Annotated in this window: 17 protein-coding genes; 12 read left to right on the forward strand and 5 right to left on the reverse strand. The window is 46.3% G+C overall.

Annotation, left to right across the window (positions count from 1 at the left end):
* Window positions 1–32: 32 nt before the first annotated feature.
* The 4 genes from HQN90_RS20380 to HQN90_RS20395 all read left to right on the forward strand — a co-directional run bounded on the left by HQN90_RS20380 (window position 33) and on the right by HQN90_RS20395 (window position 5,062).
* Window positions 33–716 carry a response regulator transcription factor gene (locus tag HQN90_RS20380; RefSeq protein WP_173222026.1) on the forward strand — a complete coding sequence of 228 codons (684 nt, stop codon included), beginning with the start codon at window positions 33–35 and terminating at the stop codon, window positions 714–716.
* A gap of 1 nt (window position 717) precedes the next feature.
* Window positions 718–1,719: a sensor histidine kinase gene (locus HQN90_RS20385; protein WP_173222028.1), complete on the forward strand. Its 1,002-nt coding sequence runs from the start codon at window positions 718–720 to the stop codon at window positions 1,717–1,719.
* 95 nt (window positions 1,720–1,814) lie between these two features.
* Window positions 1,815–2,498, forward strand: a complete 684-nt coding sequence (locus HQN90_RS20390; RefSeq protein ID WP_173222030.1) for an ABC transporter ATP-binding protein — start codon at window positions 1,815–1,817, stop codon at window positions 2,496–2,498.
* Window positions 2,495–5,062, forward strand: coding sequence for an ABC transporter permease (locus HQN90_RS20395; protein WP_173222032.1), 2,568 nt, complete (start codon window positions 2,495–2,497; stop codon window positions 5,060–5,062). Before HQN90_RS20390 ends, HQN90_RS20395 begins: the two co-directional genes overlap by 4 nt.
* Before the next feature lie 78 nt (window positions 5,063–5,140).
* Here HQN90_RS20395 and HQN90_RS20400 read toward each other — a convergent pair whose 3' ends face one another.
* The 3 genes from HQN90_RS20400 to HQN90_RS20410 form a co-directional block, all read right to left on the reverse strand.
* Window positions 5,141–6,028 carry a hypothetical protein gene (locus tag HQN90_RS20400; protein ID WP_173222034.1) on the reverse strand — a complete coding sequence of 296 codons (888 nt, stop codon included), beginning with the start codon at window positions 6,026–6,028 and terminating at the stop codon, window positions 5,141–5,143.
* 153 nt (window positions 6,029–6,181) lie between these two features.
* Entirely contained in the window at window positions 6,182–7,165 is a 984-nt protein-coding gene (locus tag HQN90_RS20405) for an iron-hydroxamate ABC transporter substrate-binding protein (protein WP_173222036.1), read from the reverse strand.
* A 183-nt stretch (window positions 7,166–7,348) separates the two neighbouring features.
* A complete protein-coding gene (locus HQN90_RS20410; protein WP_173222097.1) occupies window positions 7,349–10,468 on the reverse strand; it encodes a hybrid sensor histidine kinase/response regulator in 3,120 nt (1,039 codons plus the stop codon).
* A gap of 133 nt (window positions 10,469–10,601) precedes the next feature.
* Between HQN90_RS20410 and HQN90_RS20415 the strand changes: the two genes are divergently transcribed.
* Complete coding sequence (locus tag HQN90_RS20415) at window positions 10,602–11,081, forward strand: hypothetical protein (RefSeq protein WP_173222038.1); 480 nt, start codon at window positions 10,602–10,604, stop codon at window positions 11,079–11,081.
* On the opposite strand, the gene HQN90_RS20420 is transcribed toward HQN90_RS20415, so the two are convergent.
* Window positions 11,004–12,197 (reverse strand): MFS transporter, encoded by a 1,194-nt coding sequence (locus HQN90_RS20420; RefSeq protein WP_173222040.1) that lies wholly within the window; start codon window positions 12,195–12,197, stop codon window positions 11,004–11,006. The two genes, HQN90_RS20415 and HQN90_RS20420, sit on opposite strands and share 78 nt — an antisense overlap.
* Before the next feature lie 110 nt (window positions 12,198–12,307).
* On the opposite strand from HQN90_RS20420, the gene HQN90_RS20425 reads away from it, so the two are divergent.
* The 7 genes from HQN90_RS20425 (at window position 12,308) to HQN90_RS20455 (ending at window position 20,222) form a co-directional block, all read left to right on the forward strand.
* Entirely contained in the window at window positions 12,308–13,252 is a 945-nt protein-coding gene (locus HQN90_RS20425) for a helix-turn-helix transcriptional regulator (RefSeq protein ID WP_173222042.1), read from the forward strand.
* 561 nt (window positions 13,253–13,813) lie between these two features.
* On the forward strand, window positions 13,814–14,254 hold the full coding sequence (locus HQN90_RS20430; protein ID WP_173222044.1) for a hypothetical protein: 441 nt from the start codon (window positions 13,814–13,816) through the stop codon (window positions 14,252–14,254).
* 151 nt (window positions 14,255–14,405) lie between these two features.
* Complete coding sequence (locus HQN90_RS20435) at window positions 14,406–16,193, forward strand: helix-turn-helix transcriptional regulator (protein ID WP_173222046.1); 1,788 nt, start codon at window positions 14,406–14,408, stop codon at window positions 16,191–16,193.
* Between the two features lie 225 nt (window positions 16,194–16,418).
* A complete protein-coding gene (locus HQN90_RS20440) occupies window positions 16,419–17,009 on the forward strand; it encodes a sensor domain-containing protein (protein WP_216855388.1) in 591 nt (196 codons plus the stop codon).
* Window positions 17,010–17,070: 61 nt separating this feature from the next.
* Window positions 17,071–17,700 carry a YkoP family protein gene (locus tag HQN90_RS20445; RefSeq protein WP_173222048.1) on the forward strand — a complete coding sequence of 210 codons (630 nt, stop codon included), beginning with the start codon at window positions 17,071–17,073 and terminating at the stop codon, window positions 17,698–17,700.
* Entirely contained in the window at window positions 17,697–18,464 is a 768-nt protein-coding gene (locus HQN90_RS20450; RefSeq protein WP_173222050.1) for a polysaccharide deacetylase family protein, read from the forward strand. Before HQN90_RS20445 ends, HQN90_RS20450 begins: the two co-directional genes overlap by 4 nt.
* Window positions 18,465–18,548: 84 nt before the next feature.
* Complete coding sequence (locus HQN90_RS20455; RefSeq protein WP_173222052.1) at window positions 18,549–20,222, forward strand: methyl-accepting chemotaxis protein; 1,674 nt, start codon at window positions 18,549–18,551, stop codon at window positions 20,220–20,222.
* A 29-nt stretch (window positions 20,223–20,251) separates the two neighbouring features.
* Here HQN90_RS20455 and HQN90_RS20460 read toward each other — a convergent pair whose 3' ends face one another.
* A complete protein-coding gene (locus HQN90_RS20460) occupies window positions 20,252–20,980 on the reverse strand; it encodes an SDR family oxidoreductase (protein WP_173222055.1) in 729 nt (242 codons plus the stop codon).
* Between the last annotated feature and the right edge of the window lie 123 nt (window positions 20,981–21,103).

The following is a 21,103-nucleotide window of genomic DNA, read 5'->3' on the forward strand; positions in this document are numbered from 1 at the left end:
TTTGGAAAATATTAAATTAGGATGAGGATCCAATGAACATTTTATTGGTGGAAGATGATAAGACCATTGCGTCTGGACTCGAATATTCGTTGCAGCAAGACCAGTTTTCCACGGTTCTGTGCCATGACGTTGCCTCTGCGAAAAAGGTGATAGCCGAGCAGTTGGAGCAGTTTGCTTTATGCCTGTTCGATTTATCACTGCCGGATGGAAGCGGGTATGAGTTGTGTAAAATGGTGAAGGGGCAAAGCGACATTCCTGTCATTTTCCTGACGGCCGTGGATGATGAAGTCAATGTCGTGATGGGGCTTGATATGGGAGCGGACGACTATATTACCAAGCCTTTTCGCATTCGCGAGCTGCTCTCACGAATTAAGACGGTGTTGCGAAGATATCAGAAGCAGCCGCAAGCCAAAGCAATCATTGAATTAGATCATATTCGAATTAATACATTGGAAGGCAAGGTATATAAACATGGGGATGAAATCCCAGTGACGGCATTGGAGTACCGCTTGTTGCTGATTTTCGTTAACCATATCGGGCAGATCCTCTCCAGAAATCAGCTTTTAGAACAAATTTGGGATGTTGCCGGGGATTTCGTCAATGACAATACGTTAACGGTTTACATCAAAAGGTTGCGGGAAAAGCTAGAGGATGATCCCAAGGATCCAACGTTCATTAAAACCGTACGCGGTTTAGGCTATAAGGTGGGTGAGTAGCATGCTGCGTAATCACGAGATCCGCCTCGTACTCTTGTCGATGTCTACGATAAGTCTGGTTATGCTGATAGCCGCGGCTTTCTTGTCCCTAGCTGCCGTGGTCCTCGTTCTAATCACTTCCATTTTGCTCATTGGATGCAGCCTCCTATTTACAAGAGTGAGATATCACGAGATTGAGAAGCTGTCTGGCTATTTACGGCAAATTAGCGGAGGCGACTATTCCCTGGATGTCCGCGATAATCGTGAAGGCGAAATCAGTATTTTGAAAAATACGATCTATAAAGTAACCGTCATGCTGTCGGAGCAAAGCGCCCTTTTGCATAAAGACAAAATCCATCTCACAGATGCCATTTCGGACATCTCACATCAGCTCAAAGCGCCGCTAACCTCCATGATGGTCATGGCCGACCTGTTAGACGACCCCCAACTGCCAGAAGCCAAAAGAGCGGAGTTCACGCGCAATATTCGGATCCAACTCGAACGGCTGGATTGGCTTGTTTCTTCCCTTTTAAAGCTTTCGAAGATCGATGCAGGCACCGTGCAGTTCAAGAAAGATCAAGTCATAGTGGCCAAGCTTATTGAAAAAGCGCTGCAACCCGTTCTAATTCCGATAGACATCAAGGAACAAACGATTTCCATAACGGGCGAAGACAACGTCTCTTTTCTAGGTGATCTCAATTGGACAACGGAAGCTATCATCAATGTTTTAAAGAATGGTGTGGAACATACGCAAGTGGGTGGAACCATCGTGATTTCCTTTTCAGAAAACCCGCTATTTACTGAGATTAGTATCCAGGATAATGGTAAAGGCATCTCCAAGGAGGAGATAACTTCGATTTTTAAACGTTTTTATAAAGGCAAGGGTGCTGGCGAGGGCAGCAGTGGAATTGGTCTCTCGATGGCTCACAGCATTATTACCAAGCAAAATGGCGATATAGACGTTCAGAGTGAGGTCGATAAGGGATCACAATTTCGGATCCGATTCTATAAGCGAATCGTCTAACAGCGTTAAGTGACTAGACTGTCACTTTCAAGTCACTGTAAAGTCACTTCAGGCAGATATACTACATCCATCGACAAACTTATGGAGGTTTCAACATGGAAATTCTAAGAATTGAACATCTGTCTAAAGTGTATGGCAAAGGTGACACGGCGGTAAAAGCGCTTGACGATATATCCTTTTCAGTGGAAAAGGGGGAGTTCGTCGCCATCATCGGCCCGTCGGGTTCGGGGAAATCAACGCTTTTGCATATGCTAGGCGGTGTAGATCGACCAACTAGCGGCAAAGTGTTTGTGGATAGGACGGACATGTATAGCTTGAATGAGACGCAGCTGGCCATTTTTAGACGGAGACAAATCGGTTTGATTTATCAGTTCTACAATCTTCTGCCGATTCTAACGGTGGAAGAAAATATACAGCTGCCGCTCTTGCTCGATGAACATAAGGTGGATCAAAAACAATTTGAGCATATTGTCCGGATGCTAAATTTACAAGACCGGTTGAATCATTTGCCTAACCAGCTTTCTGGCGGCCAACAGCAGCGGGTTTCAATTGGAAGAGCATTGATGAATCAACCAGCTATCCTACTGGCAGACGAACCTACGGGTAATTTGGACAGTAAAAATGGCGGCGAAATCATTGACTTATTGAAGATGTTCAACAAAGGCTTTCATCAGACGCTGATTATGATTACGCATGATGAACGCATTGCTCTGCAAGCTGACCGAATTATCGCCATTGAAGATGGCAAGATTGCCAAAGATGAGGTCATTCGACCATGAACATCATCCATAAGCTAACGCTCAGACATTTATTGAAAAATAAGAAACAAACGCTTGTGACCGTGATCGGGGTCATTATTTCCGTGGCTATGGTGACGGCTGTGATAACGCTTGGCTCCTCGTATTTGGTATTGATGCAAAAGCAAACGATTGAATACACAGGAGAATGGCACGTCATTTACAAAGACGTCGACAAAGATCAACTCGAAGCGATCAAGCAGGATGAAGTAACCAAACAGCTCATTACATCCAAGGAACTTGGCTTTGCCTTGCTGCCAGGAAGTCAAAATACCAACAAGCCTTATTTGTTCATCAAAGCGTTTAATGCCCAAGGCTTTACAAATTTCCCTATTGCATTGAGTCAAGGGCGTTTGCCGCAACAAGCGAATGAGGTCGTTCTTTCGGAAGCTGTTGCTACGAATGCCAAAGTCGCCTACCAGATTGGCGATCGGTTAACCCTCGATGTCGGGCAGCGCGCTAATCTTGCTGATCCTAACGATACAGAGCTTTATCAAAATGATCAATTAAGATTCAATAATGGTGCTAGCACGGAAACTTTAATTCATACAACAACTGAAACATATACGGTTGTAGGTTTTATTAAGCGTCCTGCGTGGGAGCAGACATGGGCGCCGGGTTATACGGCCCTTACGTATGTAGACGAAAGTATGGTGGATACCAACAAAACGGTTGATGCGAGTGTGGTTGTGAAGAAAGTCGATAGCACGGTATTTGACCATGCCAATGACTTATCCAATAAAAACAACATCAGTTCGTTTAAAACGAATGATTCTTTATTGCGTTATTATGGGGTAATGGGCGGTGGCTTAAGCAAAACCTATAGCTCACTATTCGTCATTGTTGTACTGGTTATTGTCATTGGCTCTATCTCTTTAATCTACAATGCTTTTGCGATTTCTGTTTCGGAACGGTCGCGTTATCTAGGGATGCTATCAAGTGTTGGAGCAACGCGGAGGCAGAAGAGGAACTCGGTATTTTTCGAGGGTGCGGTGATTGGCGTCATTAGCATTCCCTTAGGTCTCATCTGCGGGATGATTGGCATCGGCATTACTTTTCGCTTCATTAATTCGATACTCGAAGATGCGCTAGACGTCACCCAAAAGTTAACGTTGGTTGTGACACCTTTGTCGCTGCTCACGACCTGTGTGGTCTCGATCATTACTATTTTTGTCTCAACCTATCTTCCAGCCCAAAAAGCATCTAAAATTTCTGCCATCGACGCGATTCGGCAAACCATGGATATTAAGCTTACGGGTAAAACGGTGAAAACATCGAGGCTGATCCACCTTATATTCGGCATTGAAGCCGAGTTTGGCTTGAAAAATTTAAAAAGAAACAAGCGCAGATATTATGCCACTGTCTTTTCACTTGTTATTAGTATTGTGCTGTTTCTATCCGTGTCTTTTTTCACTTCCAACCTGCAGAGATCGCTTGATCTTTCGCAAAAGGGCTACAATTATGATGTCGGGGTTCACAAGGAGGGCGAAGAGTCAACGATTGACGAGCGTTTGTTGACGTCTATTGTTTCGATGGAGGGCATTACGGAGTACAGCCTGATCAAACAATTTGGTGCCTTCACCTGGGTGAAAGAGGGGGTCATTCCTCAAAGCGTGCAAACCTATTTGCCTCATGATAATGGTCTGTATAAATACTATATAGGCGTAAATGCCTTGAGTGAAGAGAAGCTGAAAGACTATGCCCAAAAAGTTGGTATCGATTATACGAAGCTAACGAATCTCGATCGCCCAGCCGCCATATTGATTGATGTCATGACCTATAAAGATGAAAAGGGCAAGTTTATCGAAACGAAAGGGATCAATGGCCGAGCAGGGGAAATGTTAGATCTTGTCTCCACAGATCTCGATGAAAAGGAAACGATCAACAAGCTGGAGGTAGCCGCGGTAACAGATCAATTCCCAATGGGGATTATTCAAAGCACCTTTCAAGTTAATTTAGTTGTTTCCGAACCGGTCTTGGATCAGTTAATGAAAAGGAGCAAGGATGCCAAAGCGTATTCAGGACTCTATTTGAATAGTAACGATCCTTTGAAAACACAGCAGGATATCGAAGAAATGAAGAATAATCTGTCTGTCATGAACTTATTCCAAGATAGACAGCGCTCGGAACAAAAGATTTTATTATTATCCGTATTTGTTTATGGTTTTGTAGCGTTGATTACGGCGGTTTCGATGGCAAATATTCTTAATACGATTACGACGAGTATTGCCCTTCGCAAACGAGAGTTCGCGATGCTCAGATCGGTGGGAATGACGCCCAAAAGCTTTAACAAAATGATGAACTATGAAAGTATATTTTATGGAATCAAAGCCCTAACCTATGGGCTTCCAATCAGCGGAGTGATCATGGTGCTGATCTACCGATCCTTCATGCATAGTTTCTCGTACGGTTTCATAGTGCCTTGGACTAGCATTCTGTATGTGATTGCTGCTGTCTTTGTTATCGTAAGCTTATCCATGTTATACGCGAGTTCAAAAGTGAAAAAAGCCAATATTATTGATGCTTTGAAACAGGAGAATCTATAGATTTTGTTCATTAAAAAAGCAGATCTGCCGGATACGCGGACAGATCTGCTTTTGTTTATGAGTTGCCTCTAGGAAGGCTTATTCGGTATAAGCGGCTTTGGTGTCGATGCCGATTGAACCAGCTTTCGCATCCCATGTAACGCCGATATTCATCAATTGAGCGACATCTCTCAGCTTAAAGTAGTTGTTGCCATCGATGTTGTAGGCAATAAATTTGATATCTTTGCCATCGAGTGTAACGTTGGCCTTTGTTTCCGTTACGGTTTTGCTGGTTTGCTGTCCAGAAACAGCTAATTCAGTGCCTTCTGGCGTATAGGCTTTTTGGGAAAGGAGAGCGATTGCGTTCTTGGCAGCGTCCCAGCTCACTTCAAAGTTCTTTTCGGTACCATTGACAGCAAAAGCCAGGTCCCGCAATTTGAAATAGTTATTGTCGTTAATGTTGTAGGCTTCAAAGGATACGCTCTTGCCATTGACCAAAACTTTGGCTGCTGTTGGAGCTGCAAGCAAAGATTGGGACGTTGTTTCAATAGGAGGGTTGGTAACCGGTTTTGTAGTTTCCGCAGTGCCAGCAACAACTTGAAGAAGAATAGGGGCATTATCATCGCGGGTCTCATTCTTGAACACAGGGAAAACGCCATATCTAACAGCTTCGGTGAGCTCAGCTTTGTTATCCTTGATGTCCACATAGTCAAGGCTTTCATCGTCAACCCATTTAGCAATGGATGCCTCTTCCGTAATTTCGCCATGGAAGGTAATGGTTACGGGTGCAGTCACAACGTACAAGGTATCTCCATAGCCGACGTCTTTTGTTTTTTTTGTTTCAATAACGTTTGAAATCGTTACATAATTACCATTTTTCAAATCGAAACGTTTTTCATTTGCTGCGAAAGCTGTGAAGGATGCGAATACGGCAACGAGCAGAACTAGTGCTAAGATAACGGATGTTCGTTGTGTGCTTTTTCTCATGTATTACTCTCTCCTTTGTCCGGTTGTAAGTTACATCTTACAGCACCTTTCAAAATATGACAATATTTTTAGGTTTATAGGTAACCTTAAACTAAAAAACAGAGCAAGGCGAATTGAATGCCATGCTCTGTTTTCGTAATTTGAGTCGATTATTTATTGTTTGCCGAGAAAGCTCTGAATGAAGAAGTCCAACTGATACTCCATGCTCAGCGGATCGTTGAAGTAGAAAGCCTTCGCGTTGGCTTCATAGACACGTTGATTTTTGACTGCTGGAATGTTTTTGTACGTTTCGGTATTCTGGAACGAATTATCCTCATCGGCATTTTTGCTGAAAATGACGTAGTCGCCAAAGTAATCCTTCAGAACTTCTGACGATACGGCAAAGTAGCCTTCTTTCTGCGTCGCTGTTTGGACCTTCTCCGGTTTAGCAAGCCCGAAGCCTCCTTGATAGAGGATTTCGGTGCCACGGCCGAAGTTATCGCCATAAACATAGAGCTGTTTATTGAATGTTTCAATGACGGAAACGGTGGCATTTTCACCGATCTTCGCCTTGATCTTTTCTCCAGCCGTTTTAACTCGCGCTTTAAAATCGTCAGCCCAAGCTTTCGCTTCTTTCTCTTTGTTCAGCAATTTGCCGATTTCCAGCTGCTGTGTTAAGTAATCAACTTTTCCATAAGTATATGTGACTGTAGGGGCGATCTTCTTGAATTTGTCAATATTCTTGATGTCGGAGAGACCAATAATCAGATCCGGCTGCAGCTCGATAATTTTCTCAACACTTTCGTCTGTAATGGCCTGAACGTTTTTCAGCTTCTCTTCAAATTTCGGATTGGTTTTGGACATTTCATCCACGCCGACTACCGGCACGCCAAGCGCCATAACATTGCCTGTTAGAAATCTAGTAATGACAACGACACGCTGGGGATTGCTCGGAACCTCAACCGGTCCTTCCTCAGACTGGTAGATCAAAGTGCCGGATTTCGAAGCTGGCGTGGTGGAGGCCGATGGAGATGCCGAATTTGCAGGTGCGGCCGAAGATGGGCTACTTGTATGGTTAGCAGTGTTCGTAGAGTTGGCACCGCATGCGCTAAGTAGAAGGACAGAAGCTAATGTTAACGGAATGAATAGTTTTTTCATAGATGACTCTCCTTTAGGATCTTGTGCTAATAATGATGATTGATTGATAAACGAATATTGATAATGATTATCATAATCATACCATTGATCATTATAAAGGTGGGGGGAATAGCTGTCAACCTCTAACAACACGAATAAGACGACTCCTAATGAATTTAAGAGTCGTCTTATATCAGCATTAGTCTACTTCATTCTCTTATCAGGGATGACGAACGAAACGGTTGTTCCTTCATTGGGCTTGCTGAAAATAAATAAGCCCTGGCCATACAATTGTATTAATCGCCGGTTCGTATTGGAGAGACCAATTCCACTCTTGCCCTTCATGGTTGGGCTCAACAGCTGAATGACCTTGTCCTGCTCCATCCCTTTGCCATTATCCTTCACTTCAATAAGCGTGAAGTTGTCCTGGCGTGTAACTCGAATATGAACGGTACCGCCTTTATTCTGACTAAGGAGGCCGTGTTTGACAGCATTTTCAATCAGCGGTTGGATGGAAAGCGGGGGGAGAAGCAAGTTGATGTTCGTTTCAACCTCCCAGACGATAGACAATCTGTCCTCAAACCGCTCTTTTTCGATATATAAATAGGCTTTGGCAAGCTCCAACTCATGGGATAGTTCAACGAGTTCTCCTGTATTCAGGAAATCAAAGCTGATTCGTAAATAAGCTGCAAAAGCAACGCCTAGATCTCGCATTTTCTCCGTGTCTATATCACTGAGTGCCATAATTGAATTCAGCGTATTAAACAGAAAATGCGGATGAATTTGTGCTTGAAGATAGGCGGCTTCCATACGCAAGCGTTCATTGATAGATTGCTTCAGCGTGGTCAACGCCCGGATTCGGTATTTCAGTTCAAGGGCGTCTACAGGCTTGGTCACATAATCGTTGGCTCCCGCTGTGAATCCGGTGTAGATGTCAGCAGGCTGACTACGCGCGGTAAGCAGCAAGACCGGAAGCTCTGATACGGAGTAATGTTCCCGTACTCGCTGTGTCAACTCGTAGCCAGACATGTGCGGCATCATGACATCGGCAATCAGCAGATCCCACTGCTGGGTACCGAGCAATTCCAACACTTCACGAGCTGAATGAGCAGTCGTGATGGTATATGGTTCCGATGAAAGGATGCCAACGAGCACATTCAGATTGACGGGGTCGTCGTCAACGGCAAGAATATTCATCTGCTTGTCGTTCAAAAGCGGCGGGATCAGTACGGAGGCGGCCAATTCGCCCATAGCGGTGCCCTGAAAAATCAACCCAGCAAGCCCATCAGCCGTTCCATCCACGGTGTGGCTGCTAGGAAGAGGGTGCTGCGACAATGAAAGATTCGACACCGTTGCTAAGGGCAGATCAAAGCTGAATACGGAGCCTTTATTCAGCTCGGAGCGAACGGTTAGCGTACCACCATGCAATTCTACCAACTGCTTGCATATGCTTAAGCCAAGCCCGATGCCTTGCCCATCGCTTGTGCCCTGTTCATAAGGGAGAAACACTCGAGCTTGTGTTTCCTTATTCATGCCAACTCCGGTGTCCGAAATATGGATGAGGGCACGTCCTTCCTGAACCTCAGCGGACACTGAGATTGTTCCTGTTTCCGTGAATTTGAGGGCGTTATGCAAGAGGTTGTATAAAACTTGCACGAGTCTTTTCTCATCGGCCATGACCAGCGGCATCGATTCCATGATATCCGTATTCAGTTGGATGAGCTTGCCTTCTACCATAAATTTCAACATGCTGATAACGCCAGGAACGATCGACTGAATCTGCAAGGGCTCCTGCTGCAGCACAATGCGGTGTTCCTGAAGCCGTGCGACATCCAGAAGATCCCCAAGCATATGCGACATACGGCGGCTTATTGTGATAAGCAGTTCCATATCTTTAAGGCTGCTCTCATTCAACTTCTCTTTCTCTTTGGTCACAACAGTTTGTGCGATATTCATAATGCCATGCAGCGGCGTTCTCAGTTCATGCGACGTATTGGCGAGAAATTGGTCCTTCCGTTTATCGGCTTGTTTTAACTGTTCGTTTAACTGGGTGTTTTCCCTGGAATGTCGGAAGTATTTCTTGAACCAATAGGCCGAAAATCCGATGATAGCGGCAATAATATCAATAGGATAATAAACGGTGGTTATGTCCGTAATCGACTCCACGATACTCCAAATTAAGTTGGATATTATGCCAACGGCGGTTAGCAATAAGAAGAAAACGTCTTGATCGGTCTGTTTTTTGAAGATCATCGTTCCTACGATATAAATAAACCAAGCGAATGGAAACATATAAAAGACAATAAATAATCGTAGATCGACCATTCCATTCACCCATGAAGCGGGAGCGGCTAGCAGGATTCCCGACAGGCAGATAAGTGCCAAGGTGTATGCTTGCAGCCATTTATTCCGTGGGGGAGCCGAAGTAAATCTTCTGAACATAAGAAGGATAAATACATTTTGCCACAGGAGAAAAAAGAGTCTGATCTTCATCGCCCATGTATAATTAATTGGCAGCCATAGCATGAGTATGTTGTCATGACCCGCCATCACGGCAATTCCGACAGACAGGGTTAACAGACTGGTAATGAGTAAAATCCGTTCTTTAGGATTGAATACATAAAGAATGCAAGAATATAAACCATGAAGCAGCAAAACAACAAACGTAACCAGTTGAAAGCCGATGGAATACCAGCGTACATAGTCAATCGCGGCTTGAGAACTGAAACGAATGGAGCGTGTAATTCCGCCGTTAAAAGGTTCATCGAAGTTGGCTGCGCGAATCAGCAATTCGATCTCCGTTGTTCCTTCTACAGAGTAGGAAGCTGTGTAGGAAACATTATGAGGGATGTATTCCTCCGCATTCGTGGCAATCTTACCGAGACCGCCTAAGAAAGTTCCGTTAATTTCGACTTCAGATGAAGCCTGAATGCTTTGGAACCAGAAGCCAACGGGCTGCTTCGGGGGATCGATTAGAATACGCAGTTTATACGTTCCGTACCCATACGAGGAACCTGAGCTATTCGTTAGGGCATGTCTCCAGTCTCCGGGAACTTTAAGAAGCTGGGGGGTGTCAACAGCTGATTGTACGTCCTCATGAGATAGAAATTTCGCAGGGTAGAATTGCCAATCGCCATTCAACGCGATGGGAGGGGATTGGTCTAAGTTCTTGCCGCGCAGGTCGAGCACGCCATTGACAACAACCGGCTGGTTCGCTGTCGTGAAAATTTCTGACCATACCATTCGCAGGCCGAAGAGAACGCTTAGAAATATGACAATTGTGGCTATATGGGTTAGGGTGGTTTTGTTTTTTATTCGTATCATCATACACGAAAATTCGACATCAATAGTGTTATTCCTTTATTCAGGGGTTTGCAGGGCTTCATACCATTTTCGCGAAAAAAGGTAGTGAGACAGGGGGAAAAGGAGGGGGAGGCGCGGGGGAAAGCGGGTAAAGATGGAGACAAAAATAGGCGAAGGAGCAGGTGAAGGAGAAGGCAGAACAGTAAGGCAGAGCACAAGGCAGAACAGAAGGCAGAACAGCGCAGAGCACAAGGCAAGATCGCAAGGCAGAGCACAGGGCAAGATCGCAGCAAAAGAGAAGGTAAAGCAGAAAGGTAAAGCAGAAGGTAAAACAGCAAGGCAAAGCGCAAAGCAAAACAGCAAGGCAAAGCGCAAAGCAAAACAGCAAGCAAAACAGAAGGCAAAAGAGAAGGCAAAACAGCAAGGCGAGCACAAGGCAAAAGAGCAAGCAAAACAGCAAGCAAAACAGCAAGCAAAACAGCAAGCAAAAGAGAAAGCGAGAAAGCAGTCCACTGTTGGCGTATGGCCGTTGCGGACTGCTTTTTGCCTGCTGCGTTTAGGAAGAGGGTACGGATTGTTCGGGTTTACGGGTTGTTTCTTTCCCCAAGACGCCTCCGATAAGGAACATTCCTAGCGAGAGCGCCAAGCAAACTGCTGAGAAAATGCCGATTGAGGCATATCCGCTGAACTGGACATAGAGCATGCCGGCAATCCACGCACCAAGCGTGTTCGCGCCGTTCATGGTCGAGTTGGCTAGGCTGGAGATCGTCCCTCGAATCGAGGCGTTCAGGGAGGTAAGTGCCCCCATAACAATCGGGAAGATCACGCCAAGCGTGGCGAAGATGATCAGATAGACAATTGTTACAACAGAAAGGCCTGGCAAATGAGGCATAACCGCATATAGCACCATGAGCATCGCCATCCCAAGCGTAACCGTGTTCGCATTTCCTAGCTTTCGGGCCGCGTAAGAGCTAACCATGCTTCCCAGGAGACTGCCGAAACCAAGGAACATCATCACGGTGCCGAGCTGCCCGATCGGAAGTTCGAAGCGGTCATAGATCCATTTGCCGGCGAAAGCAAAAGCGGTACCGCTCCCCAAGTGAAGGAGCAGGTAAGCGAGGAAGCCGCTTCTTGCCTTGCCGCTCCGAATAAGAGGGATGTAGCGGCGAAGGATGGACACCTGCTCACCACCTAAGCGTGCGGCAGGCCTGATATCGGGCAGCAAGTAGAAGGCGGCAGGGGCTAGCAGCAGCGAAGCAATGCCAATTGTCCAAAACGGAACCGACCAATGGGCGGTCGCGAGCCAGCTCCCGATCGGCACGCCAAGCGCTTGAGCAGCCGCAAGTCCTGCGAAGGCGATGCCCATCGTCTTCGATATTTTGGGTGCTGGCATGACGGCAGGAATGGAGGCCCATACCTGCGGAGCCGTGAATGCGGCGCTAATGCCGGCGAGGAGGCGGAACAGGCACATCGTCCAGAAGCTATCCGCGAAGCCGCACAGGATCGTCGAGACGGAGAATCCGAGCAGGCCGCTCAGCAGAACGGTTCTTCGGTTCCAGCCGTCGGACAGAGGCCCGGCGATCAAGGCGAAGACGGCTGAGCCGAGTGTGTAGGCGCCTAGCATCCATCCGGCAATTGATGTCGACACGCCGAATTGCACCTGCAGCGTCGGCAGCAAGGGCGAGATGAGGAACGTATCCGTTCCAATCATGAACATGATGAGGAAGAAGAGAACAGTATATTTACGCATGGTTGACCCCTCCTAAACGGTTTAATGTTGCTTACATTTTCTATCGTAAGCTATAATAGTGACAAAACTTGTCATAAACTTAAATATTCCTATAAAAGGGGCTGAGCCGGATGCCCAAGTCCAAAAGATTGATGGAACTGATGATGACGGTCAACCGGAAGAGGCGGTTCAAGGTTCAGGAGCTTGCCGACGAGTTCGGGGTCTCTACACGCACGATTTTAAGGGATTTGCAGGAGCTGAGCGAGCTGGGAGTGCCGCTATACTCTGAGGTGGGTCCGCACGGAGGCTATCAGGTGATCAGGGAGAGGGTTCTGCCTCCCATCGCATTCACGGAGGAGGAGGCCGTAGCGATGTTCTTTGCGGTGCACGCCCTGCGTCATTACTCCTCGCTGCCGTTCGAAACGGAATCCGCTGCGGCGCTGAGCAAGTTCTACCTTCATATGCCCGGTGACATCCGGGACCGGATCGACGGTATGAAGGACCGGGTCGACTTCATTACACCGACAAGGCGGGGCGATGCCCCCTGTTTGGCCATTCTTCTTGATGCGGCCGTACACCAGAAGGTGCTCGTCGTGGACTACGAGTCGAAGGAGGAGGGGGCGGGCAGCCGCCGGATTCAGCCTGTTTGCCTATACGCAAACAACGGTTTTTGGTATTGCACAGCCTACTGCTTCCTGCGTCAGGGCTTTCGCGTTTTCCGGTGCGACCGGATTCGCGGGGCGGTAGATGATCCGTTCGGCACGGAGCCGCTCGATCTAGGCGACGTCCGCCTCAGCCGGCGCGAGGCTGCCGCGCCGAGAGAGCCTGTTCGGCTGCGCGCAGAGCTGAGCCGAGGCGGCATCCAGCGCTGCGAAGCTGAGCTGTGGCTTGCTCCGATGCTGCATGTGCGCGAAGACGGAAGCGGGTCGATTGATAGGGATGTGTCACGCAGTGACATCCCTTTTTATACGGAGTTTCTAATTGGATTAGGAGACGAAGTGGTCCTGGAAGGGCCGGCAGAATTGAAAGAAGCGATTCGGAAGAGGCTTCATGAGCTGTTGGCATTGTATTCATAAAAGACGCATGTCTACACGTCATTGGGGCTCCGCGTGGGTTGGGATAATGGGCTTATCTTGACCAAATCTTATTGCTTGCTGAGTCTGGAAATCTATAAAACCTGCGAAAATGCAGGCTTTTTCAAGGAAATCGTGTAAATAGTGGAAATTCCTGCGATTATGCAGGTTTTTGAAGTGTTTCTGGCCTGAAATCAGGATTTGGCTGGAAAAGCCTGCACAATCGCAGGAATTTAAGGCTAGATGCCATTTTATCATGCAAAAAGATGCACAATTGCAGGTTTTACCAGACAGCAGTTGCACAATCTGCGGATGTTTGGACCAAGAGGACATCCACACCTATATGCAATCGTTTCGTCATTTGGATGAGTATTGAAGAGAAGTATCAAGGGCATATCGATGTCTTTGATGCTTTTTTTTGCGTTCTGCTATATTTGGACTAAAATGTAAATATAGGATATAGGTGAAAAAGAATATGTAATGTTAGAGGGGGCCGGGCACTTCCCGATTGAACAACCAGGGCTAAAGCAAATGAATGCGGCTGTTCTTTGGGGGAGCTGAATTGTGAAACACCAAAAAACACTACTCATCTTGGGCATTCTCGCACTAACTTTCATTGGTTATGGAGGATATAGGTATTATGTCAACTATACGGTTGTTAAAGCCATTTCATTATACCTTCCTGATACTAAACTCAAAATTGTGAAGACAGAAAACAGAACGATACCCTCACTGTTCACAGACGAAACCGCACAAGCAGCAATGGACAATTTAAGCCGTAAAGATGGTTCCAAAACCGTATTCATGAACAAATTAAAAAATGGGGATAAGGTTAAATTGTATTACATTCGTTTTATGAAGCCATATTTCTACAATGAAGTGGATCTATCAGAGAAATCGTGCGATGGCTTTTTGTGTTTCCGTTTCTTTATGGGCTACGCCTACATTGATACAACGACAGGTGAATTGCTAAGGTTGGATGTTTCTAGAGTACCGCCGAAATGATAGGAGAAGGAACGACTTCATAGCAATAAATACAAAAACGAGGCCGTAAGCATAAATGTCACCTCTTATTATGACTTTTTGTAACTAGTAGGCTTCAAAGGGTTGCCATATAATAAGGGATAAGTCAGCGAAGGGTTTAGGGGGAAATGGATTGTTTAACCTTGTTAAGATGTGGTTTTGGTATGATTGGATGATGTTCCTGATTCGTATTTTATTCTTTGCTTCTATACTAGTTACCGTAGGACTGGTGTCGGAGCATATCACTATAATCTTCTGGGCTATTATTGTATGGGGAATTATCGCTTTCTCAGCTCCCTGGATCTGTCTGCAGCTCCATTACATGTATTACCTTATCGCAGAGATGCTTCTTACCGGAGGTCTCTGCTTGTATTTGGCTTATCTGTTTCCGGACTCTTATCTCGTTTTTATGGCACCCGCTTTTATGATCGCTAGTAATAGCGCTCAGAAGTCTTATCGTTGGGCTGGTCCTATTACGATTGTTTTGATTCCATTCTTGTTAGCCGAGTTGTCGCAGCAAGAATATGCCGTGAATTTGATCCTGGATTTTGGCTTGGCTTACGTGCTTGGGTTTGCTTTTCATTTACTCATGGTGAATCATCGGCAAAATAACATTATTAGAGATCAATACGCTGTCTTAGAGCAGTATATCTCCCAAATGGAGCAAATGACACTGCTGGAAGAAAGGAATCGCTTATCCAAAGATCTGCACGATACGATGGGTCATTCGTTTACTTCCATTATGATGGGGTTGGAAACGCTGCGTTCCGAGGTGAACACACCTGAAGGTGAGCGTAAGGTGGGCTCCTTGCTAGCGTTGACTCGCAATAGCCTGGAGGAAGTCCGGCGATACTTGCATCAAGTCGGCGCGCCTCAGGATACATTGCCTCTGATACAATCTTTGGGGAACTTAGTGGATGAATTCCAAGCGCTCTCGAAGGTGAAGGTTCGCATCAGAACGTTCGGGGAGGCGTACTCGGTTTCGAAGCAAACGAAGATGACCTTATACAGATGCTTGCAGGAGTCGTTAACCAATGCTGTGCGTCATGGGCAATCCAGTGACATTATGGTGAACCTGCACTATGAGGAGAAGCAGATTAGGCTGGAAGTGCAGGATAATGGATTAGGCAAAGAAGACTTGCAAGCAGGCTTTGGCGTAAGTGCTATGAAGGAGCGGGCCTCCAACCTGCAAGGGCAGGTTCATATCTATTCGAAGCCGGGAGAAGGAACGATGGTGACGTGCCTTTTGCCACGGCTTGTGGAAATTCCGGAGGGCAAGGTTCGGATATTGCTGGTGGACGATCAGCCCTATATCCGGGAGAGTCTTCGAATTATTTTGGAAAGAGAAAAAGATTTCGAAATTGTAGGTATGGCTGAAGATGGTGTTGCTGCCCTTGATATCTGCGAGCAGATTCAACCTCACGTGGTGCTGATGGACCTCCATATGCCCAACATGGATGGTGTGGAGGCAACCAAACAAATGAAGTTGAGGTGGCCAGATGTCCGCGTATTGATCCTGACAACGTTCCAAGAAACGGAGAGGGCCGTTGAAACTTTGCGTAACGGAGCAGATGGCTATTTGCTTAAATCTACGGAGCCGCAGGAGCTATTCGAAACGATTCGTCTCGTGCATCGCGGCGCTAAAGTAATTACACCGGATATTACGAATGTATTGATTGATAACTATGACATTCATCCGATTTCGCAGGTGTCCAAAGAAAAGAATAACGAGTATGGTCTTAATCCGCGGGAAATCGAAATTCTGGAATGCCTCTCGAAAGGATTGCGCTACAAATCCATTGCCGCCAAATTATATTTATCCGATGGCACTGTAAGAAACTATGCCTCCACGATCTACGCGAAGCTGGGCGTGCGCAACCGTGAAGAGGCGGTACAGAAAGTACTTGGACCTGAGGAATGACAGATACTAATAACTGATTACCTATAACCATATAAAAGCAAGACCACCACGCAAGCACTCTGTCTTCTCCCTTCCTTCCCGGAAGTGGACGATAGGGTGTTTTTTGCTATCTGATCGAAAATTCATGTCACATGACATTATGGCACTAGCTGTTTTGACACGATAAGCACTAGCATAGCAGTTGTAAGGGTGCAAGAATCATTCAAGTTGAGAGGAAGAGACGATATGAATCAAATCATTAGCAAGTACATGAGAAACTTCAGATTTCTATTGCTTACTTTTGTGACAGGAATTTTTTACTTTTGCTTTTATTTGGTGGGAATCACCTTCGGTATCGGGATGGCTTTCACCTTAGTGGGGCTTCCGATCCTCCATTATGTGCTGCGTTCCACTCGGACATTCGTGCAGTATGAACGGACGCAAACCAAGGTCTATACTGATATCTCGATTGCCATGGTCTCAAGCCGAAGGGGCGAAGGGAGCTTATGGGAGCAGGTTAGAGCGGAATTGTCGGATGTGCGTAATTGGAGAACGATTTTCTGGCTGATGCTGAAATTCGTGATTGGAATTGCCAGTATCCTTTGTGCCGTTCTGTTCTATGTGGCGCCGCTGATGTTCATGTTAACGCCATTTTTATACTCCTTTATTGACGTAACCATTATGGGGATGACAATTCAAACATTGAAAGAAGCACTCCTCATAATGCTTGTAGGCGTAATACTTATGGGGGTTGGTCATTATTTGGGCAATGGCTTAGTAAAAATGATAGGTGGCTATACACGCTGTATGGCTAAAGGTTTAACTGACAAAGTATGAGAACCGGAAGTTTCTAGCGGGTACGATGATTCAAACCAAATAGAGAGTGGGAATAGATGACATGGCAGCATCACTTATGAAAATACCTTTGCAGTCTCTTTGGATGATGTGGGAGAACGTGTTTGATCTCATCACCCGATTTCGAAGCAAGTCTGTGTTGAGATATGGGATATGTAAATTAGTAGTCAGGCAGCATCACGGCAAGAGAATTGCTTGTCAGGATGGGCATGGCATACAGGCCGGAGATTGGGTGGGGGAGCTTCACCTGGATAATCGGCAGGTCATGGGGCTTTCACGCACGTTCGGGGCAGACCGTGCCGGGTTGAAGACGGTCCGCATGCTTCGCGATGCCATGAAGCAAATTAGCAAAGAGCTCGACAGCAACACCGACCTATCGGAAGTTCGGGCGATCACGGGAATTACGCTGCTTCACCGGGGAATCACTCATGGAATAGGCTTTGAGCAGCATCCTATTGAGTCTAGATGGCAGCAACGATTCTATGCGGCGTATCTTCGCCTCCTCCTGCGTATTCTGCATCCGGAGGGGAAAGAACGAGTCCAATACAGCAGCGAGAAGCTGGCTCCCTTGATGCTGATAATCAGCAAGCAGTCATTGAAGGAGCGTTTTGCGTTACGGGATAATGACTTGCAAGATTTGCACAATCGAAGGAAGAAAGAGGCGATTTCATGATACGAATGTTAATGATTTTATCTATGGATGTGATGATCCTCTATATGATTGTTCCGTTTATCCTTACTCGAATATGTGGATGGGGTGTCCTCTCCAAAGGAAAAGCAGCCAAAGGAATTGCCTTTACTTTCGATGATGGGCCTCATCCTAATTATACACCTGAGGTGCTGGACTTATTAAAAGAACAGGGAGTAAAGGGCACCTTCTTCGTACTGGGCAGCAAGGCCGAGAAATACCCGGAACTGATTCAGCGAATGCACCGGGAAGGGCACCAAATCGGCATTCATAACTATGTTCATATCTCTAATTGGTTCTTGTTCCCATGGACGAATAGGAGGGAGCAAGCGGATCGTACGGCTAATATTGTCGAGCGGTTAACTGGAGAGCGGCCCATCTTTTACCGACCTCCGTGGGGGCTTCTTAATTTAGGCGACCTCCTTCTGATGAGAAAGTCTTATCGGATCGTGCTGTGGTCGGTCATGGTCGGAGATTGGAAACCAGCGGTCAGCGTGGAACAATTGAAACGTACGTTGTTGAAAAGGATTAAACCCGGGTCCATCATCGTTCTTCACGATAGCGGCGATACGCTTGGAGCAGATGAAGAGGCGCCGCGGCACATGATAACCGGATTGAGGGAAGTACTGAAAGAAATTCGCAGCAAGGGCTTGGACTGCTTGCGAGCGGATGAGCTGCTGAACAAGGAAACCCGCTGCAGGAGAGAGGTTGGAGCTAGAACCAAGCAACCTGGCCAAATTCATTCTTAGGCTCACAACAGTCAATGAGATAAGATTGCAAAAGCGCAAAACGACTAGAAGATATCTCATACCAGATTGGAAGGAAAGGCATTCATGCAAAAGAAAAAATCAGTTCGAACGATCGTTATGATCACTGTTATCGTGTACATGGTGTTTATTTTCGCAGGTCTATGTCAATATACATTTTCGAGGTTTAATGAAATTGTTGGCCATGAAGTGGAACAAAAATTAAATTACCAAGTGGAGCTTGCCTCCGCGAAATTAAACAATTTACTTCTGAATAACAGTGATACTAAGCAAGTACTGCAAAGTAGAGAATTCCATGAGGTATTCGCAAAAGTAAAAGAACATGCTGGCGAATATTACTTTATTTTAGATAAAGAAGGTCGGTATGCGGCAAGTGAGAATCCTAAATTCGTTATAGGGCAATCAATGATGGAGGATTCGGACTCCCAATTGCAGCAAGTAGGGCAGCTTATTATGCGAACGGGGGAAACTAGCGGGACTGGGGACATGGAGAACGTTTATGCCTTCACGATGATTGGTGATACGGGATATAAGCTGGTTTTGGCGACGTCTTTCAACCAGATTAATAGCCCAATGAAGAAAAATCTCTATTTAATTATAGGCGGTTTTATTATCGCTATGGTTATCTTTACGGTGTTGCTCTTTATTTTGTTAACTCGGCGTATTGTTCGGCCTTTGCGTGTAATCAACAACCATGTTGAGGAGCTCGTTGCGCACGGCGGTGATTTGACGCAGAAGCTGCATATGAAACGCAAGGACGAAATTGGCAGATTAGCTTCTTCTATGAATCAGTTTCTAGATAACTTAAGAGCAATTGTAGGGAATGTTACGATGGAAGCTAACCATCTGAGCAGCCATGCAGGCACGCTGCAGGTGGCGGCAGAGCAAACGAATGAATCATCGAAGCAGATCACAACGATTATTACGGATATGGCCGATCGGTCGACACAACAAGCCGAACATGTTCGGCAAGTTCTTGCGATGATGGAACGGACAGGGGAAATTTCCGAGGAAGTGAAGTTGGAAACGGTGAAAACGGTTCTAGATTCCCATCTTTTAATTGAAGCTGTGCAATCTGGCCAGAAAGCCAATAGAGCCTCTGTTGATAATTTGGAAAAAATGGTTAGCTCGATCCAAAGCTCAACCGAGGCCATGGTACAGCTGAACAGCCGATCCAACGAAATCGGCGAAATGAGTACCATGATTTCCGAATTAGCCAACCAGACTCATTTGCTCGCGCTGAATGCGGCGATTGAAGCGGCTCGCGCTGGGGAAGAAGGGAAAGGCTTTGCTGTAGTTGCAAGCGAGATCCGTAAGCTTGCTGAAGGCTCGGGCCGAACGGCTGAGCAGATTTCAGAGCTTGTCCGCAAGATTCAAGAAGAGACGAATACAGCTGTTAAGACGATGAAAGCAAGCCAAGAGGTGGTCATCGTGCAGAATGATTTGGTGATACAAGGCCAAGAATCACTTGAAGTGATCGTACAGAAGGTGGACTTAACCGCCGAAAGCACCTTGCGCATTCAAAGTATATTCAACGAGCTGTCGACCATGTCCCATAACTCCCTGAAAGCGCTCATGCAGTCTTCGAAGCTCATTGATGAATCTGCATCCGCTTCGCAGGAAGTAGCAGCTTCCACGGAGGAACAGTTGGCGACAGTCGATGAAATGACAACGAAGCTGAGAGAGCTGCGTCAGCTATCCGCGGTATTGAAGCGTGAGGTTGGAATTTTTACGATTTAAAATAGATCAGCACCTCTTAAAATAGATCACTACCGCAATATATAACCGCCATCAGGAAACAAGGTGCTTCCGGTTGTGTAGTTGTTGGTCATCAAATAAATAGTCGTATGCGCGGCTTCGGCGGCTGTACCCACTCTACCGACAATATTGATTTTGGTATAATGGTCATAGGACTCGTCTCTGACTTCTTGCTTCGCACCTTCCCAGTTGAAGGAAGTGCGTATGGTTCCTGGGGAAATCACATTGACCCGAATCGGGGACAGTTCTACGGCCAGCGCCTTGCCGAGGCTCTCAATAGCTCCGTTGCAGGCCGCATAGGAGGCTCCATCCGCCAAAGGGCGCTGACCAAAGGCACCGGACATAAGCACTATCGAGCCAGTTGGGTTGATGTGCGGAGATGCATATTTTACCGCATTATATTGCGGCCAGAACTTGGCATTGAAGCAGCTGTGCGCGATCTCGGATGAGGATGAGATGGGACCTCTGACATAGGAGGCTCCCGGCGTAAATAAATGGTCGAAGCTGCCTACATGCTCGAAAAATGCTTGCAGCTGTTGCTCATCGCGATTGTCTAATGGATAAATCTCGACAGCATCGCTTCCAAGGTGCTGCTGAGCTTGGAGCAGTTTCTCTTTCGAGCGGCCTGCCAGGACGACGGTGGCTCCTTGTTCGATTGCTTGCTGGGCAGTCGCTAGACCGATCCCGGAGCTTCCCCCGATAATAACGATACGCTGGTTTTTCAAAGAAATTGTGGACATGGATGCAGTCCCCTTTCATACTGGATAGGATTCGTGTCTTTATTATTCGATATAAATGGAGCACTGCCAAGTACGCACTTCATTCGTACTTGGTACGAAGTTTCGTACTTATTGGTAGGAAAG

The organism is Paenibacillus alba (genome assembly GCF_013204855.1).
GTDB lineage: Bacteria > Bacillota > Bacilli > Paenibacillales > NBRC-103111 > Paenibacillus_E > Paenibacillus_E alba.

Coding starts and splice junctions, on each gene's coding strand:
- HQN90_RS20425 (WP_173222042.1), top strand. CDS start 12,308: ATGCCCAAGTCCAAAAGATTGATGGAACTGATGATGACGGTCAACCGG.
- HQN90_RS20390 (WP_173222030.1), top strand. CDS start 1,815: ATGGAAATTCTAAGAATTGAACATCTGTCTAAAGTGTATGGCAAAGGT.
- HQN90_RS20385 (WP_173222028.1), top strand. CDS start 718: ATGCTGCGTAATCACGAGATCCGCCTCGTACTCTTGTCGATGTCTACG.
- HQN90_RS20395 (WP_173222032.1), top strand. CDS start 2,495: ATGAACATCATCCATAAGCTAACGCTCAGACATTTATTGAAAAATAAG.
- HQN90_RS20450 (WP_173222050.1), top strand. CDS start 17,697: ATGATACGAATGTTAATGATTTTATCTATGGATGTGATGATCCTCTAT.
- HQN90_RS20460 (WP_173222055.1), bottom strand. CDS start 20,980: ATGTCCACAATTTCTTTGAAAAACCAGCGTATCGTTATTATCGGGGGA.
- HQN90_RS20420 (WP_173222040.1), bottom strand. CDS start 12,197: ATGCGTAAATATACTGTTCTCTTCTTCCTCATCATGTTCATGATTGGA.
- HQN90_RS20440 (WP_216855388.1), top strand. CDS start 16,419: ATGAATCAAATCATTAGCAAGTACATGAGAAACTTCAGATTTCTATTG.
- HQN90_RS20410 (WP_173222097.1), bottom strand. CDS start 10,468: ATGATACGAATAAAAAACAAAACCACCCTAACCCATATAGCCACAATT.
- HQN90_RS20405 (WP_173222036.1), bottom strand. CDS start 7,165: ATGAAAAAACTATTCATTCCGTTAACATTAGCTTCTGTCCTTCTACTT.
- HQN90_RS20415 (WP_173222038.1), top strand. CDS start 10,602: ATGGAGACAAAAATAGGCGAAGGAGCAGGTGAAGGAGAAGGCAGAACA.
- HQN90_RS20455 (WP_173222052.1), top strand. CDS start 18,549: ATGCAAAAGAAAAAATCAGTTCGAACGATCGTTATGATCACTGTTATC.
- HQN90_RS20445 (WP_173222048.1), top strand. CDS start 17,071: ATGGCAGCATCACTTATGAAAATACCTTTGCAGTCTCTTTGGATGATG.
- HQN90_RS20380 (WP_173222026.1), top strand. CDS start 33: ATGAACATTTTATTGGTGGAAGATGATAAGACCATTGCGTCTGGACTC.
- HQN90_RS20400 (WP_173222034.1), bottom strand. CDS start 6,028: ATGAGAAAAAGCACACAACGAACATCCGTTATCTTAGCACTAGTTCTG.